The sequence below is a fragment of the Parasphingorhabdus sp. DH2-15 genome (assembly GCF_051668705.1).
Classification (GTDB): Bacteria; Pseudomonadota; Alphaproteobacteria; order Sphingomonadales; family Sphingomonadaceae; genus Alterisphingorhabdus.
In genome coordinates this window covers 2,241,060-2,256,425 of record NZ_CP196351.1, presented here as the reverse complement: position 1 = coordinate 2,256,425, position 15,366 = coordinate 2,241,060, and the positions used below count along the sequence as shown (strand labels likewise).

Below are 15,366 nucleotides of genomic sequence, written 5' to 3'. Positions count from 1 at the left end.
AGGGGGCGTGTGTTGAGCGATCAGGAAACACGCCTCCATAATGATTTGGATTCGTTGGGTATCAGATTTGAACAGGTCGATCACCCAGCGGTTTTTACGGTGCTAGAAAGCAGCCAGATTGAGAAAAACATCGCGGGAGTGGCGACCAAGAACCTTTTCTTAAAAGATGCAGATGGCATCTTCTCTCTGGTCACAGTGCCTGCGCATAAGCGCGTTGACCTTAATGGTCTGCGCAAAATCATGATGGCAAAACGGTTTAGCTTTGCCAGCGCAGAGGAAATGAAGGCATTATTGGGTGTGACACCCGGTTCTGTGACACCGCTCGCGGCGATGAATGACAGTGGCGGCAAGGTGCAAGTGGTGCTGGATGAAATTCTGACAGCGCAGCCAAGGGTCAATATTCACCCATTGCGCAATACTGCAACGATCAGCCTTTCAGGACTGGCTCTGGTGCGAATCTTGGCGCATTGGGGACATTCACCGCTTATCATTCCCGTTCCAGCAAAAGCCGAAAATGGCTGAATTTGGAATTGGGCTGGCTCAATAGTTAATTGCCGCCCAGTTGCTGATTAAGAGCAGTCAGCTCACCATCTTGTGCATCGACCATGGCTGAAATCTCTTTTTGCGCTGCGAACATCGGTGATAGATCAACCATCAGGTCTTCCGCCATCGCATTACGCTGCGCATCAATAATCATTGTGTCAATAATGACGAGGGTTGCAGCAGTCCTGTTGCGCAGCACGATAAGCTCGGACAATCGGGTTTGCGCCTTGGCCCATGATTCGCTGCCTTTTGCAGCAGGGCCTGTGGCGGCAACGCTGGTTCTTGCATTGGGCAAAGCCTGCTCAAAAGCCTTGCTGGATTGCCGAGACAGTTCAACCTGATTCGCGATGATGGTGCGTGTCTGTGAATCGAGCGCTACATTTGGCACCGCATTGCGCGCGGCTATCCGCTCCATATCCGGTTGATCATCAACCGGCAGGCTTTCAATCGGGCGCTTGGCAATGGTCGGAAAGTCGCCTGTTTGCGCGGCGCAGCCAGTAAGCAACACCATTGCCATTGTCATAGTGAAGCATGGAAGAAGGCGCGATTGTGCGGCTTCTGACCAATTATTAGATGGAAAGAGACGTATCATGTTGTTGGCGATACACTATAGATATTGTAGCAACAATGCCCAGTTTGCAGGCAAAGCTACGATGCCAAATACAGCGTTCATAAGCCCTAAAATTCTTGCTAATCAGGCACAGCATGGTTGACAGCCTAGCTGGTTTGGCTTAACGGACCACGTTCATCCGGCAGGGCATTTGCTTTGCGGCCTTCAGGCTGCGCGCCGGTTAACTGATTAGACAAGATGAGAGATCCCATGTTCGCTATCGTGCGCACAGGCGGCAAACAGTATCGCGTTGCAGCCGGAGACAAAATTGCGGTCGAAAAACTGGCTGGAGAAGCTGGTGACACCATTACGCTGGACGATGTCCTGCTTGCTGGTGATGGCGGTGATGTAAAAGATACCAAAGGCCTCACCGTTTCTGCCGAAATTATTGCGCAAGATCGCGGTGAAAAGATCGTCGTTTTCAAAAAGCGTCGTCGTCATAATTATCGCCGTAAGCAAGGCCACCGCCAATATCAGACCGTTTTGAAAATTACGGGTATTGGCGCTGAAAAGAAAGCTGCTCCGAAAAAAGCAGCGGCCAAAAAGCCTGAAGCTGAAAAAGCTGAAGCAGCGGCTGAGAAACCGGCACCGGCCAAAAAGCCTGCAGCTAAAGCAGCAGCAAAGCCAGCTGCGAAAAAGGCGCCTGCTAAAAAAGCACCAGCTAAAAAAGCTGCAGCAAAAAAGATTGAAGACTAAACAGAATATTGATGCCGTAATGGGCATTTAAGGAGCGATTGAGATGGCACATAAGAAAGCAGGCGGTTCGTCACGTAATGGTCGTGATTCAGCTGGCCGCCGTCTGGGCGTAAAGAAATTTGGTGGTGAAGCTGTAGTAGGCGGCAACATCATTATTCGCCAGCGCGGCACGAAAGTGTATCCGGGTGCGAATGTTGGTATGGGTAAAGATCACACCCTTTTTGCTCTGACTGGTGGCCGAGTACGCTTCCACGCGGGCAAGCTGGCGCGAAAATATGTGTCAGTGGACGTGATGGCGGAAGCCGCCGAATAATCGGATGATTCCAATAGGGTCATCCATCAAGGGATGACCCGGGCTAGCTTTTTAAGCAAACCAAAGACAGGGAGCGGGTCACCCCAGCTCCCTTTTTCTTTTCCTGTCATAATATTGACCTGCTGATGTCACCTTTTAGGCTCAGGGCACGCATGTCAGTGCAGGAATGGAATGTATGATGTTCACCCGTACAGCAAGATTATTATTAAGACCTGGCTGGCCCGAAGATTGGGTTGAGCTATTTCGTGTCATCAATGATGAGGGCATAGTTTGCAATCTGGCCTCTGCTCCATGGCCTTATACGCCAGAGTCAGCGCGTGAATTCGCATCGCGGCCACAAGACCCGATGTACCCCAGTTTTTTCTTAACATTGCCAAGCCAAGATGGATCGCGGCTTATTGGAAGCTGCGGCTTGGGTGAGTTTGAGGGCAAAGCTGAACTGGGTTACTGGATCGCGCGTGAATATTGGGGGCAAGGTTTCGCCACAGAGGCTGCTAGGGCAGTTATTGAGATTGCTGCGATAATTGGACATACGCAGCTATTGTGCAGTCACTTCGCTGATAATCCGGCCTCTGGCAGGGTCATAGAAAAGCTTGGCTTTCAAAAACAGGGCGCAGAGATGCGCTATAGTGCAGGCCGGGGCGATGCATCCCAATCTATAAACTATTCTATGACATTGGATCGGCATCTCAACCTTCGAGCCGCCTGAGCACTATAGTATATAAGACAAAAAAGGGGGCCAGAAATGACCCCCTTTTCTTTATCAATAATCCAGCAATTAGAATTTGAACCGGATGGTACCGCCATATGTACGCGGTGCGTTCGGATAACCAGACACTGTTCCTGCCTGCGCCACACCATCAAAGACAGTGGTAATGAAACGCTCATCAAGCAGGTTGCGGGCAAATGCACTGAATTCTAGGCCATTTTCTAGACGCAAAGTAATGGCACCGTTGACCAGATTAACTTCACGACGGAACAGCTGTGTGTTGCCCAGTGCTGCGTTGAAGGTCGGCAAACCATTGTTAATGGCAACATTGCTTTCATAGCTATAGTCAACACGGCCAATGAGCTGTGCGCCGCTGCCAAATTCATGCGTGTAGGTTGCAGAAGTTGCCAGTGAGATAGGCGACACGCCGCCTACTTGCTCGCCGCTCAAGTCACCAACCGGAGAGCCTACAAAGCTGTCAAAATTGGCGTCCAGATATGTCAGCGCCAATGTCAGCACCAATGGATCAACCGGATTGACGGTGGTGTCAAACTCGATACCAAATGTTGTTTGTTCGCCCGCATTGTTAAGGGCAAAGCCTGTTCCGGTGAAGATGTTGCTTTGGAAGCCGTCAAGAATCTGCTCGAAAACAGCGACGTTAAAGCCAACACGATCAAACTGGGCTTTTAGACCAGCTTCATAGACTTCAGCATCTTCTGGACCAGCAATCCGGCCACCAGTGCCAAGGTTGGGAACAGCCAAACCAGCATTCAAAATATTGGAAGGCGGCGCCAAGATGGTGCTGCCAAATGGCCCCGGTGTGAAGTCAGCCGCAGTAGGCCGTGAGTCCCGCGACAGGTTGATTGATGATGCTTTGAAACCAGTTGCATAGGTCACATAGACGTTAATATTGTCCGTTACTTCATAGCTGGCACGAAGCGTATATGACAGGTCTGTATCACTTGTGCGTGCATTCTCAACAGAGTTTGGCACATTTACAAATGGTGGCTGGAACTGGAATGGTTGCAAGCCAAGCAGTGGGTTTTGCGTCGGATCGGTTGCTGCTGCGGAGATGGCGCCAAAGATAGGAGCCGTTGCCGGATCAGCTGCGAATGCTGCGATAGCCGCTGGGTTGGTTGCATCTGCCCCCAAAAATGGGATCAACTGACCAACAATGACCGCATCCACCAAATTGATATTGGCCAGTGAGTCCAAAGCCGTAATGTTGATGGCAAAGTCTTTTTCATCATCAGTATAGTTGAAACCAGCGCTTAAGGTAAGGCGATCGGTGACTTCAAAATCAACAGTACCAAAGATGGAGAAAGATCTGTTGTTCAAAGAGAAGGCTTCGTCTGTCAATCCACCAGTAAAGATGCTGCCAGGGGTTAGACCAAGGGCCGCTTCAACACCGCCAAATGTGCCAGGACCAGTCGGTGTGAGCAATTCGAAGAATGTCCGAATATCTTCGCCCGTGGTAATTTGACTGGTTTCGCTAATATCTTCATCGAAATAGAAACCACCCAGCAGGAAGTTGAAAGGACCGTCAAAGTCGGATGCGATCCGAAGCTCAGAGGTGAATGTTTCAATTGTCTGATCGGCAATTTCATTAGCGACATCTGCAGCAGAGAAGTCAATATCGTTCTGCTCAAAAGCCTCAAGACGACGATAGGAGGTAATCGAGGTGACGTTAATTGCGCCAGTTGACCAATCACTCTGCAATGATGCGCCATAGCTCTCAACAACGTTCTCTGGAACGATATTGCTAAAGGCATTGCCGGCAAACAGATTCTCCGCATCCAAAGCAGGTTGGCCGCCGTTTACGGCTGCAAGTGCAGGGACTGTTGGGCCTGCAACAAGGTTACCAGCAAAGCAGCAAACTTCATCAAGACGTGAATAGTCAGCGATAAAGCGGAATTTCAAATCATCATTTGGTTCAAACAGCAATTGGCCACGTGCGTTAAAACGGTCACGATCATTGATTTCTTCATCAAGGTTTACAATGTCGAAGAAACCATCACGACGGTTATAACCGCCATCAACAGAAAATGCCAAAGTGTCAGTGATTGGGCCAGTAATATCGGCCTTCAAAACCACTTGGTTGAAGTTACCATAGGTTGCTTCAACGCTGCCACCAAACTCAAATTGAGGCTCACGTGTAACAACACTGATAACACCAGCAGAGGCGTTTTTGCCGAACAATGTCGATTGTGGACCACGCAGAACCTCAACGCGGGCAACATTGGCAAGGTCACCAATTTGACCAGCGGAGCGTGAACGGAATACGCCATCGATGAAAACACCGACAGATGGTTCAACGCCGATATTGTTTGCGCCGTTACCAAAGCCACGAATAATGAATGTGGTGTTGGTAGAACTTTGCAGCTGGCTAACCCGCAGTGATGGAGCAACTGTCTGCAAGTCAAGAATGTCGCGGATCTGGGCTTGCTCAATGGTGTCGCCACTTGTCACAGAAACGGAAACCGGCAGCTCTTGCAATGTTGTTTCACGTTTGGACGCAGTCACGATAATAACATTATCGTCGAAATTATCGTCGAAACCATCATCTGCATCATCTTGGGCTTGGGGAGCCGTATCTGTTGATTGCTGCGCCCAGGCGGTTCCGCTCATGCACAATGCACCTAGGCCTACTGAAGAAGCCAATAGTGACTTGGTGAAGTGGTTTGCAATTCTCATAAATATCTTCTCCTAAATGCCTAACGGATAGCGTAGCCCGTATGTTTGGCATATTTTGATGCGACCTTAGATTTAACTCTCTAGTGTCTAAGTTGTGAAAAATTTTCCGACAATTGTAATGTTTGGTTTTGCCCGTCTTTGTTCAGACAAGTGATATAATTGCAACGCTGTATTCCCCGCAAACCCTAGCTTATTGACGATATAGTCGCTGCTTATCTGAATGTTTTCAGATGTGATATCGGGCTGGAACACAGCCCAAATATCGGGTGTGAACAAAGAGAGTTTATAGGCGCAAATAAGTGATCAGAAGCGCCAAGGCCGTAAGGGCCTATGTAGTGAAATTGCTGTGAACAAGAAGTGGTGCCGAATATCCGACTCGAACGGATGACCTACCGCTTACAAGGCGGTTGCTCTACCAGCTGAGCTAATTCGGCCTGAATCACGAGGTCTCTATAGCTATCTTATTCCAAAGGTCCAGCCCTCGGTTGCAGCTATTTTCTCATCCATAGCATCAGGTTGCCAAAAATCTTGGTTTTCTGCGGCGTTACGCAGCCATGCTGCTGTCATCAAAACATCAGTGCTATGATCGTCATAATGCGATAACGGCGCTGGAGGGGGTGATCCTAGCTTTTCCAAGGCCGCGATTAAGGATGTACGGTCACGCACTTTGCTGCGGTTTGCCGGGATGGCTGCTGCCCGCGCTGCGATGCTGGTATAGATTTCTACCAATACCGGGCCGCTATCGGGCACAGGGTCAAATGGCCAAATAGGAATCTGCCCTCTCAGCCTGTTTAGCAGGCGCATACCAGTCAATGAGCTTTTGCCAACCTGACCTGCGCCCACCAGATTAAAACAACTCCAGCTATTGGCCTGTTTGCTCTGCCGTTGAAGATGCTCAACAACACGTAGCCGCCCGATACCAGCTGCAAAGAGGTCTCCGATATCGCCTTTTGCGTGGCGAAAGTGACGGCGACCTTGTTCGTGCTGAAGGAAGGATGACGCAGCAAGATAGGGATCATCACTGCATATGCTATCGATCAACTGCCATAGCTGCGGTGCATTATTGGGAGTTTCAGACCATTCAGGGAAATAGCAACCTTGGTCAAGAAACGGAAAGCCGAAGCTAAGGTCCATGCCGACCAATATATCTGTTTTTGCCGCTGCCAGCTGTGACAGCCATTTGCCAATGTCGCTGCGTGACCAGTGTGGTTGTGGTGAAATCAGCGCTGGTGGCCCGTCAGCCGCACAGTTTGCCACCGCCAATCCTTTGGGCCGTTCACTGACCGCCCCTGACCAGTCTATACATGCAAAGTTGGAAAATCTGCGCATGCCATGTGATAGCATGAAGAAGCCTAAGAGTAAGGCAAAGAAAAAGGCGGACTGTTTCCAGCCCGCCTTTTCACGTTCAGCCTATTGCTGGATCAGATGATTAGTCAGCAGCTTTCTTGGCAGCTGTTTTGCGAGGAGCCGGTTTTTTGACCGGTGCATCGCCTTGCATCTTTTCCAATTGCTTCGCTGCTGCGTCACGTCCACCCAAACCAAAGGCTAGAGAACCTGCAACACCAAGAGCGACAACCAGAGCCGTGAAGGCGGTTTGTACAATCTCTTCGCCAACACCCATGAACTGAAGGCCCATAAAGGCGAACAGGATCAGGGCTGCATAGCGCACGATGGTGGCTGCCATTGGGTTTTGTCCACCCATTAGGTTTGCCAGCATATTGGCGATGAAGAAGCCAACTGCGATCACAACACCGCCAAAGACAACACGTCCACCCAGTTCCAGCACATTGTCCAAAATGGCTGTCAGCTCAGGGAAGTTGAGCAAGCGGGTCGCTGCGATAGCTGCGAACAGCATGATGGCAACCATGACAACGCGTGAAACCAGAGCAGATACAGTCGTTCCGGCTGGCAATACGCCCAATGCGCCAACTGATTTATCAACACCCAGACCTGGCAGAATTTCTTCCAGAAGATCAGCAACCCAGCGTGCGATAAAGTAAGCAATGCCCAATACCAGAGCAGCACCAATGATGAGCGGGATAGAGCTCAAAATGGTTTCCAGCAATGTCACGGCAGGGCCGCTAATTGATGAGATTTGCAATGTCTGCAATGCCGCAATCGCAACAGGTACGATGATCAGCACATAGACAACTGTTCCGATGGTTGAGCTGATCGCAGAATTGCCAGTAACTTCTTCGGCACCTGCTTTATTGGCCCATTTATCGAGGTTAAAGGTCTGCATGAAGGTCACCACCAGTTCGCGGACGATTTTCGCCACGATCAAGCCGATGAAGAAGATCACACCAGCACCAACAATATTAGGAATAAAGCCCATGACTGTGTCGAGCAATTCCTGAAGTGGTTCGGTTACGCTTTCCAAGCCCAACACTGTAAGAATAGCTACCCAACCAAAAAGCCAGACAATCAATCCGACAATAGTACCCAGCGACACGCCAACGCTTTGTCCTGAGCCAGTGTCAACCTGCAACAATGAAATGCGATCAACCATCTTGGCAAATGCCCATTTGACGATTGAAGCGATAATTTTTGTGATGATATAAATGCCAATGGCGAAGAGAAGTTTCTTTCCTCCGTCCACTAGCAATTCCATGTCAGGCGCGTAGCCTAGGATATTGAAATCGTCCATATTTGCTTTCCCCATTTACAATGATGCCACTGGCTTAACACATTGCATGCGGCTAAGACAGTGCGCCAAAGTTATTTTGCGTAACACTTTGTAAAAGTTGTAATGTCATGGCGATTAAGCCGTCATTTCGATAACCACACGGCCAATCGCTTGACGATTTTCCAATATTTTGAGCGCGTCTTCGGTGTCGTCCAGCGCAAAACGATGCGAGATATGCGGCCGCATCACACCCTTTGATGCAAGATCGGCCAATGCTTCCCGGTGGGATTGTGCAAGTTCGGGATCGCGTCGCCCACTTTCCCCTGCGCGCAGACCGATCAGGCTATAGCCCTTAATCAGCGCGTGATTGGCTGGAAAACTGGGTATCTCTCCGCTGGCAAAACCGACGATAAGGTAATTTCCGCCCCATGCGATGGCCCGTGTTGCAGTGCGCGCCAATTCCCCGCCAACAGGGTCAAAAACCGCATCTACACCCTTTCCATCGGTAAGCGCTTTAACCTGCCGTGCCAGATCAGTGTCTGCAGGGTCCAAAACATGATCGGCGCCAGCGGCGACCACGGCGTCGCGCTTTTGCGCTGTTGATGCAACAGCAATGACGCGCGCGCCTTTATATTTGGCCAGCATCACGGCCGCCATGCCAACGCCGCCACTCGCCCCCAATATCAGAATAGTCTCGCCTGCTGCTAGCTCCGCTTTGTCGTGCAGAGCATGCCAAGCGGTTATAGCGCCGGTCTGCCAACATGCGCCTTCCGCAAAGCTGAGGCTATCTGGCAATGGCCGCACTGCCGCGGCTTCTGCAACGGCATATTCTGCAAAACCGCCGCCTTTGCTGCCCGCCATAACCTTTTGACCTAAGAAGAAGCCGGTAACATCATCACCAAGGGCGACGATCTCGCCAGCAATTTCTAAGCCCGGCACAAAGGGCGGTTCAGGGCGGAACTGATATTTGCCATAGGTCATCAGCACATCAGGAAAGTTCAGGCCCGCTGCATGCACTTTGATGCCTATCTGCCCTTTGCGCAGAGGTTTAACTGTTCTGCTTTCAATGCACATGTTGTCCGGCCCGGTCAGCGCCGTACAGGTTGCTGCGCGATATTTATCCATCATTCGCTATGGCGACCAGATCGCGAGTGAAGGCGGTCAAATTAAACCGGTCGGTCCGCGTGTCATAGCCGCGCCTGACAATGACGATATCCATTGACGGTATGATGATGAGATATTGCCCGCGATTACCAAAGGCACCAATAGTGTCCGCTGGCACGCCTTCGACATTGTTCATCAGCCAGAATGTCGCACCATAGCCGACGTCTCCATCGGGTTGCGGTCCGCTTGGCGCGCTGACATATTCCAGCCAATCCTCTGGCAATAAACGCTGCGGACCATCTTCGCCATAAGGCCACATGCCGTCATTGAGATATAACAGCCCCAACCGCGCCAAGTCGCGCGATGTTGTCCAGACCTGACTGGAAAGTATGGGCGTGCCCTGCCAATCTGTTTCTACATAAGTGTGGCGCATGCCCAACCGGTCCAAAAGATCCCTAGGGTCAAAATTCACATCATTGGCCATCAAATGCTGCACGGCCAGTAAAGTATCATTATTGGCGTAGCGAAAGCGTGTTCCCGGCTGGAACAGGATGGGCCAGCTTGTTGTACGCTGCTTCACAGATGCCCCGCCCATATAGATAGGGTCAGTACGGTTGCCCGCCGTGTCGGATACCAGACCGCTGGCCATGCGCATGGCATTGTCCAGGGTGATGCCCGCTCTGGGATCACCAAAGGATTGGAATTGTTCAAGAGCCAACGGGTCTTCCGGTGCTGCCAGCCCTTGCAAAACCTGATTGCCCGCAAAGGTGCCAGCAAGGGACTTTGCAATCGACCATGTGCGCTGGGCAGTGTGTTTATCATGGCCAGGCTTGTAGCTCTCCACAATAATCTTCTCACCCTTCAAGACCAATATGGCGCTGGTCTTACCGCCATAAGCATTGGTGCCAGCGGGGTTATCACCCTCACGAAACGCACTTGCTGCAACAGCTTGCATCGCCGTGTTTTGATCTGTGCTGGCGGCCACTGCGCCAATATCGCCCATGGGCCATGACTTTGTCGGGAAGACCCGGGCCTGTGGTTCCGGGAAGCCTTTTACCCCGCCGAAACCAATTGGCATGGCGGTGCAGCCTGTGCGATCATTCCACAATGCGATGCGTGGCGGAGCATCCTCTGCAAAGCGCACCCGCACTTCACGCTTGCCATAATCAATCTGCGCTTCCAAATCCGGTACAATATCCGCAATCTGGTCATAAATGCCGGTCAGTTCATCCTTTTCAATATCGTCCAGAGATTTGCCGCCATTGAACAGACCTGAACAGATAAATTGTGCCTTATAACCTGCAGCATAAGCCAAATCGGTGCGCGAATGGGTGTGGTTATCATACGCACTGGCAGTGCTTGCCAGCAACAGAGTGAATATTGCGGCTTTAGCTGTTTTTCTCATTCTTCAATCTTTCCCAATAGGCCAGTCGTTTGGCAATTTCTCGCTCAAAACCACGTTCGACAGGCTGATATAATGTAATGGGGTCCATTCCTTCGGGCCAATAATTGTCTCCGGAAAACCCGTCGTCACTTTCATGATCGTACTGATAGCCTTTGCCATAGCCAATATCTTTCATCAATTTGGTAGGTGCATTCAATATATTGGCTGGCGGAACCAGTGACCCGGTTTCTTTGGCTGATTTCCAAGCGGCCTTTTGCGCTGCATAGGCGGCGTTGGATTTCGGTGCAGTGGCCAGATAGATACAGGCTTGAGCGATAGCCAACTCGCCTTCAGGGCTACCCAGAAACTCAAAGGCCTGTTTGGCGGCCAAGCATTGCTGCAAAGCCTGTGGGTCGGCAAGACCAATATCTTCGCTGGCAAAACGCACCATGCGGCGCAGAACATAAAGCGGCTCTTCACCAGCAACCAGCATTCGCGCCAGATAGTATAAGGCGGCTTGAACATCGGAGCCGCGCAAAGCCTTATGCAGCGCAGAGATAAGATTATAATGCCCGTCACCCGGTTTATCATAAACCGCCATGCGGCGATGGAGAAATTGCGCCAGAGCGGGCGGGTCTAGCGGTGTATCAAGCTGGACAGAGAATAATGTTTCTGCCTGATTGAGCAGAAAGCGGCCATCACCATCAGCCGAAGCGATAAGCGCATTGCGCGCCTCTTGCGTAACCGGCAAGGCGCTATCCATAAGCGCTTCTGCCTTGGTTAATAATGCCTCCAATGCGCTATGGTCTAGCCTGTTGAGGATCAGCACTTGTGTGCGGCTCAGCAAGGCAGAGTTGAGTGCAAAACTGGGATTCTCAGTTGTCGCCCCGACCAGCACGACGGTGCCGCGTTCAACAAAGGGAAGAAAGCCATCCTGCTGCGCGCGGTTAAATCGGTGTATCTCATCTACGAACAGCAAGCTATTCTTGCCTGCAGATGCCATTTTATCAGCCTCTGCAAAGGCTTTTTTTAGATCGGCAACACCAGAAAAAACAGCCGATAGCGATTGGAAGCGCAGGCCTACCGCATCCGCAAGCAAGCGGGCGATGCTGGTTTTGCCAGTGCCCGGCGGCCCCCAAAATATAATCGATGACAATTTGCCTGCGGCCACCATGCGGCCAATGGCCCCCTCTGCACCTGTCAGATGGTCTTGTCCGACAATTTCTCCCAGATTCTGTGGGCGCAATTGATCAGCAAGCGGCGCGGCAGACATGGCGTTGGCATCGGCTGCGTCATTGACGGACAGCTTGTCTTCCGGAAACAGATTGTGGTTACTGGCCATAAGCTATTACTGGCCTGTTTTGATGCACCCTGCAACCCAGCCCTTGACGCTGCGTATTTTTGTATAAAGACTGCCATGCAGGGGATGCGACAACATATAGGGGACAGAAATGAATCAGACTTTGAAAACACCATGGCATATTTGGGTCGTAGGCATTTTGGCGATTTTGTGGAATAGTGGCGGCGCTCTTGATTACTCAATGACGCATTTTCAAGTTGAGTCCTATATGAGCCAATTTACCGCCGAACAGCGCGATTATTTTGACAGCTTTCCGGCATGGTCTGTGGCGTTTTGGGCTATGGGTGTGTGGGGGGCAATGGCTGGTTCATTATTGATTTTGCTGCGCAGCCGTTTTGCCGTTTGGAGCTTTGGCATTTCTATCTTCGGCCTTTTGGGTTCCACATTTTATCAATTTGTCATCGCTGATATGCCAGCCAGCATCAATACGCCGGCTGCAAAAGCCTTCACTGCAATTATCTGGCTCTCAGTGATTGTTCTGTTCATCTATTGCAACCGCATGCGCCGCGCGGGCGTGCTTCGCTGATAAAAAGGTTTTAGCGCAAAGCCTTTGGCGGCAAATGGGTCATGCCCAATTGCCGTTGGCGGATCAGACGCAAATATGTCTCTGCTAGTCCGCCATTAATACGGTCCCAGCTAAAACGCTCTGCGCGTTTGGCTCCAACTGCCCCATGCTCCAGTGCCAATTTTGGGTTTTCGCAGTAAAGCTGCAACGCATCCGCATAGTCTGATGCTGCCCCCGGGCGCACCAACCGCCCTGATTGTCCATCAAGAACGAGGCTGAGGCTTCCCGTTGCTTTGGCCGCAACAACCGGCAGGCCACATGCCATCGCTTCCAATGTGACATTGCCAAATGTTTCTGTCACAGACGGATTAAACAGCACATCCATACAAGCGACAGCGCGGCCAAGATCCTGTCCACCCTGAAAACCCGCAAAAACGGCATTTGGCAGACGCGATTCAAACCATTGCCGCGCCGGTCCTTCACCAACAATCAGCACTTTATGCGGCACTTTACGGCGCACTAGCCGGTCAATCGTGTCGGAAAAAACATCAAGTCCTTTTTCCATAACCAATCGGCCGACAAAGCCAATAACCTGATCGTCATCGGCAATGCCATGCGATTGACGCCAAGCCATATCGCGCTTGTCCGGATGGAAAATATCGCGGTCCACGCCGCGCGACCATATACCAACATCATAGCTCATCCGCTGTTCACGCAGCAATTGGGCCATGGAATCAGAGGGCGCGACAATCGCATCACAGCGACGGTAAAAACGGCGCAAAGCAGCCTCTAATACAGGTTCTAGCCATGCCATATTATAATAGCGCGGATAGGTTTCAAAACGGGTATGAACCGATGCAAGCATTGGGATGTCATGTTTTCTAGCCCAACGAGTCGCGCTATGGCCGACAATATCGGGACTGGAAATATGCACGATATTCGGCGCGAAATCTTTCAGATCACGCTTTACTGACGGGCTCAGCATAATTGGGGCGCGATATTCGGGCCTATTGGGTATCGCAAAACTTGGTACACTGACCAGATCACCTGTTGCTTCAAATGCTGGTTCATCCACCGTCGGTGAATAGATTCGCACCGCGGCACCTTGCTTCAGCAAATAGCCGACCAAGCGGTTTAGCGCTTGGTTGGCGCCATCACGCACATAATTATAATTGCCGCTGAACAGAGCAATACGAAGATCTTTTACATCCATAGCGGGTCTATTTGCATAGCTTTCTTGATTTGTCCAAAACCAATAGACAAAGCGCTATTGGCAGCGCAGCTGCGTCGATAGCGCTGGTAAAAATGGCTTGTCAGGGCCAATATTAGGGTTTCGGGGGGTGGAGCTTTATGCGGTTTATCCTGCGGTCATCACTGTCTTCCACCTCTAACAACCAGCCGCTTTGATGCTCAAAACGTGCGCCTTTATCGGGCACTTCTCCGGCCAGTAAAAATGCAAGGCCGCCTAATGTATCAATATCTTCTTCTCGGTCGGCCAATAAGGGGTCAATACGCTCTGCTACATCATCCAGCTCGGCTCTGGCATCAACAACCCATGCGCCATCGGGCGCTGGTGTGAACATTTCGGTCGGCTCGTCATCATGCTCATCTTCAATATCGCCGACAATTTCTTCAACCAAATCCTCAATGGTGACGATGCCATCTGTGCCGGAAAATTCATCGACGACAATGGCCAAATGGGTGCGGTTGGTCCGCATATCGGCCAGCATATCCAGAACACCCATGGATTGCGGCACAAAAAGCGGTTGGCGCACCAGATATTCCCAGTTTTCCGGCGCATCGCTGCCCTTCGCCAATATGTTAAAAAAGTCCTTTATGTGGACCATTCCGACAATGTTATCGAGCGTCTCCGAATAGACGGGCAGGCGGCTATGGCCATGCTCGACAAACAGATCTACCACCTCACGAAAGCTGGCACTATCGGGCACGGCAATGACTTCACTGCGCGGGACAGCAACATCATCAACATCATGCTCACTAAAATGCAGCAAATTGCGCAGCATATCCCGCTCAACAGGTGATAAATCCCCATCAGAAGATGACGCCGAACTATCGTCCGAAACTTCATGCTCGTCTATGGCTTCTTCCAGCTGCTCGCGCAGAGACTGGTTGCGATCAGCTCTGGAAAACAATCTTTTGACGCGCGTCCATAATCGGCCCGCACTATCGTCATCTTCTACGGCGTGACGATCGCCAATACTGTCCCCGTCAGGCATTTCGGGTGTTTTGTTAACCTCCGCTGGTTTTGCTATCATCCGAATATGGATTGTCCACGCCTATAGATGCAAGCGCTTTTATTTCCAAGGCCTCCATTTCACTGGCCATGGCATCATCCTGATGGTCATAACCCAGCAAATGCAAAACACCATGGACGACAAGGTGCAAAACATGGTTTTTCAGTGATATAGACTTTTCTTCGGCTTCCTTTGCACAGGTTTCATAAGCCAATATAATATCGCCCAACATGGTTTCCGGGCCATTATCGGCGCTGTCACTTAGTGCCAGCCGCGCCAATTCATCTGCGTCCATCATGGGAAAAGACAGCACATTGGTGGGCTTGTCTTTGCCGCGATATTCTCGGTTAAGGCTGTGCACTTCATCATTATCAGAGAGTTGCACACTGATGCTATATGCCGCTATTCCAGCAGAAAGCGCTGATAAGTCGCTAAACGCTATGGCTGCCATGGCGGCATCATTGGCCAAATGCTGCCAATCGGTCTGTGCATTCCATTGCGGCGTATTTTCGCACAATATTTCGAGCATATGTTCGGCCTAAACACGCCAAATACTATTCGGCATTT

The 15,366-nt window shown here is 50.8% G+C and carries 15 protein-coding genes and 1 tRNA gene; 5 read left to right on the top strand and 11 right to left on the bottom strand.

All coding sequences use genetic code 11. From position 1 onward, the window contains the following. Positions 1 to 12: 12 nt before the first annotated feature. The gene (locus ACR9YC_RS10575) at positions 13 to 522 is read left to right on the top strand and encodes a prolyl-tRNA synthetase associated domain-containing protein (RefSeq protein WP_438727356.1); all 510 of its coding nucleotides are present in this window, start codon (positions 13 to 15) and stop codon (positions 520 to 522) included. Between the two features lie 25 nt (positions 523 to 547). Here the strand turns inward: ACR9YC_RS10575 and ACR9YC_RS10570 are convergent, their stop codons facing one another. After that, positions 548 to 1,066 (bottom strand): hypothetical protein, encoded by a 519-nt coding sequence (locus ACR9YC_RS10570; RefSeq protein ID WP_438727354.1) that lies wholly within the window; start codon positions 1,064 to 1,066, stop codon positions 548 to 550. Between the two features lie 297 nt (positions 1,067 to 1,363). Here ACR9YC_RS10570 and rplU point away from each other — a divergent pair, with 297 nt between their 5' ends. From rplU to ACR9YC_RS10555, 3 genes are all read left to right on the top strand, one after another. Beyond that, on the top strand, positions 1,364 to 1,849 hold the full coding sequence (rplU, locus tag ACR9YC_RS10565; protein ID WP_438727351.1) for a 50S ribosomal protein L21: 486 nt from the start codon (positions 1,364 to 1,366) through the stop codon (positions 1,847 to 1,849). 43 nt (positions 1,850 to 1,892) lie between these two features. Next, positions 1,893 to 2,162: a 50S ribosomal protein L27 gene (gene rpmA, locus ACR9YC_RS10560; RefSeq protein ID WP_438727349.1), complete on the top strand. Its 270-nt coding sequence runs from the start codon at positions 1,893 to 1,895 to the stop codon at positions 2,160 to 2,162. A gap of 175 nt (positions 2,163 to 2,337) precedes the next feature. Next, entirely contained in the window at positions 2,338 to 2,871 is a 534-nt protein-coding gene (locus ACR9YC_RS10555) for a GNAT family N-acetyltransferase (RefSeq protein WP_438727346.1), read from the top strand. A 69-nt stretch (positions 2,872 to 2,940) separates the two neighbouring features. Here the strand turns inward: ACR9YC_RS10555 and ACR9YC_RS10550 are convergent, their stop codons facing one another. The 7 genes from ACR9YC_RS10550 to ACR9YC_RS10520 all read right to left on the bottom strand — a co-directional run bounded on the left by ACR9YC_RS10550 (position 2,941) and on the right by ACR9YC_RS10520 (position 11,952). Beyond that, complete coding sequence (locus ACR9YC_RS10550) at positions 2,941 to 5,565, bottom strand: TonB-dependent receptor (RefSeq protein WP_438727344.1); 2,625 nt, start codon at positions 5,563 to 5,565, stop codon at positions 2,941 to 2,943. 358 nt (positions 5,566 to 5,923) lie between these two features. After that, positions 5,924 to 5,999, bottom strand: a tRNA-Thr gene (locus ACR9YC_RS10545). 22 nt (positions 6,000 to 6,021) lie between these two features. Beyond that, positions 6,022 to 6,894, bottom strand: coding sequence for a hypothetical protein (locus tag ACR9YC_RS10540; protein ID WP_438727341.1), 873 nt, complete (start codon positions 6,892 to 6,894; stop codon positions 6,022 to 6,024). 100 nt (positions 6,895 to 6,994) lie between these two features. Then, positions 6,995 to 8,212, bottom strand: coding sequence for a mechanosensitive ion channel (locus ACR9YC_RS10535; RefSeq protein ID WP_438727338.1), 1,218 nt, complete (start codon positions 8,210 to 8,212; stop codon positions 6,995 to 6,997). 114 nt (positions 8,213 to 8,326) lie between these two features. Next, a complete protein-coding gene (locus ACR9YC_RS10530; RefSeq protein WP_438727335.1) occupies positions 8,327 to 9,319 on the bottom strand; it encodes an NADPH:quinone oxidoreductase family protein in 993 nt (330 codons plus the stop codon). Continuing rightward, positions 9,309 to 10,700, bottom strand: coding sequence for a serine hydrolase domain-containing protein (locus tag ACR9YC_RS10525; protein WP_438727333.1), 1,392 nt, complete (start codon positions 10,698 to 10,700; stop codon positions 9,309 to 9,311). Before ACR9YC_RS10525 ends, ACR9YC_RS10530 begins: the two co-directional genes overlap by 11 nt. Continuing rightward, the gene (locus ACR9YC_RS10520; RefSeq protein WP_438731770.1) at positions 10,684 to 11,952 is read right to left on the bottom strand and encodes a replication-associated recombination protein A; all 1,269 of its coding nucleotides are present in this window, start codon (positions 11,950 to 11,952) and stop codon (positions 10,684 to 10,686) included. Before ACR9YC_RS10520 ends, ACR9YC_RS10525 begins: the two co-directional genes overlap by 17 nt. Before the next feature lie 178 nt (positions 11,953 to 12,130). On the opposite strand from ACR9YC_RS10520, the gene ACR9YC_RS10515 reads away from it, so the two are divergent. Beyond that, a complete protein-coding gene (locus ACR9YC_RS10515; RefSeq protein WP_438727331.1) occupies positions 12,131 to 12,565 on the top strand; it encodes a hypothetical protein in 435 nt (144 codons plus the stop codon). 10 nt (positions 12,566 to 12,575) lie between these two features. Here the strand turns inward: ACR9YC_RS10515 and ACR9YC_RS10510 are convergent, their stop codons facing one another. The 3 genes from ACR9YC_RS10510 to ybeY all read right to left on the bottom strand — a co-directional run bounded on the left by ACR9YC_RS10510 (position 12,576) and on the right by ybeY (position 15,328). Beyond that, entirely contained in the window at positions 12,576 to 13,757 is a 1,182-nt protein-coding gene (locus ACR9YC_RS10510; RefSeq protein ID WP_438727329.1) for a glycosyltransferase family 4 protein, read from the bottom strand. A gap of 112 nt (positions 13,758 to 13,869) precedes the next feature. After that, complete coding sequence (locus ACR9YC_RS10505) at positions 13,870 to 14,781, bottom strand: hemolysin family protein (RefSeq protein ID WP_438731768.1); 912 nt, start codon at positions 14,779 to 14,781, stop codon at positions 13,870 to 13,872. Between the two features lie 13 nt (positions 14,782 to 14,794). Continuing rightward, complete coding sequence (gene ybeY, locus ACR9YC_RS10500) at positions 14,795 to 15,328, bottom strand: rRNA maturation RNase YbeY (protein ID WP_438727326.1); 534 nt, start codon at positions 15,326 to 15,328, stop codon at positions 14,795 to 14,797. Positions 15,329 to 15,366 lie beyond the last annotated feature (38 nt).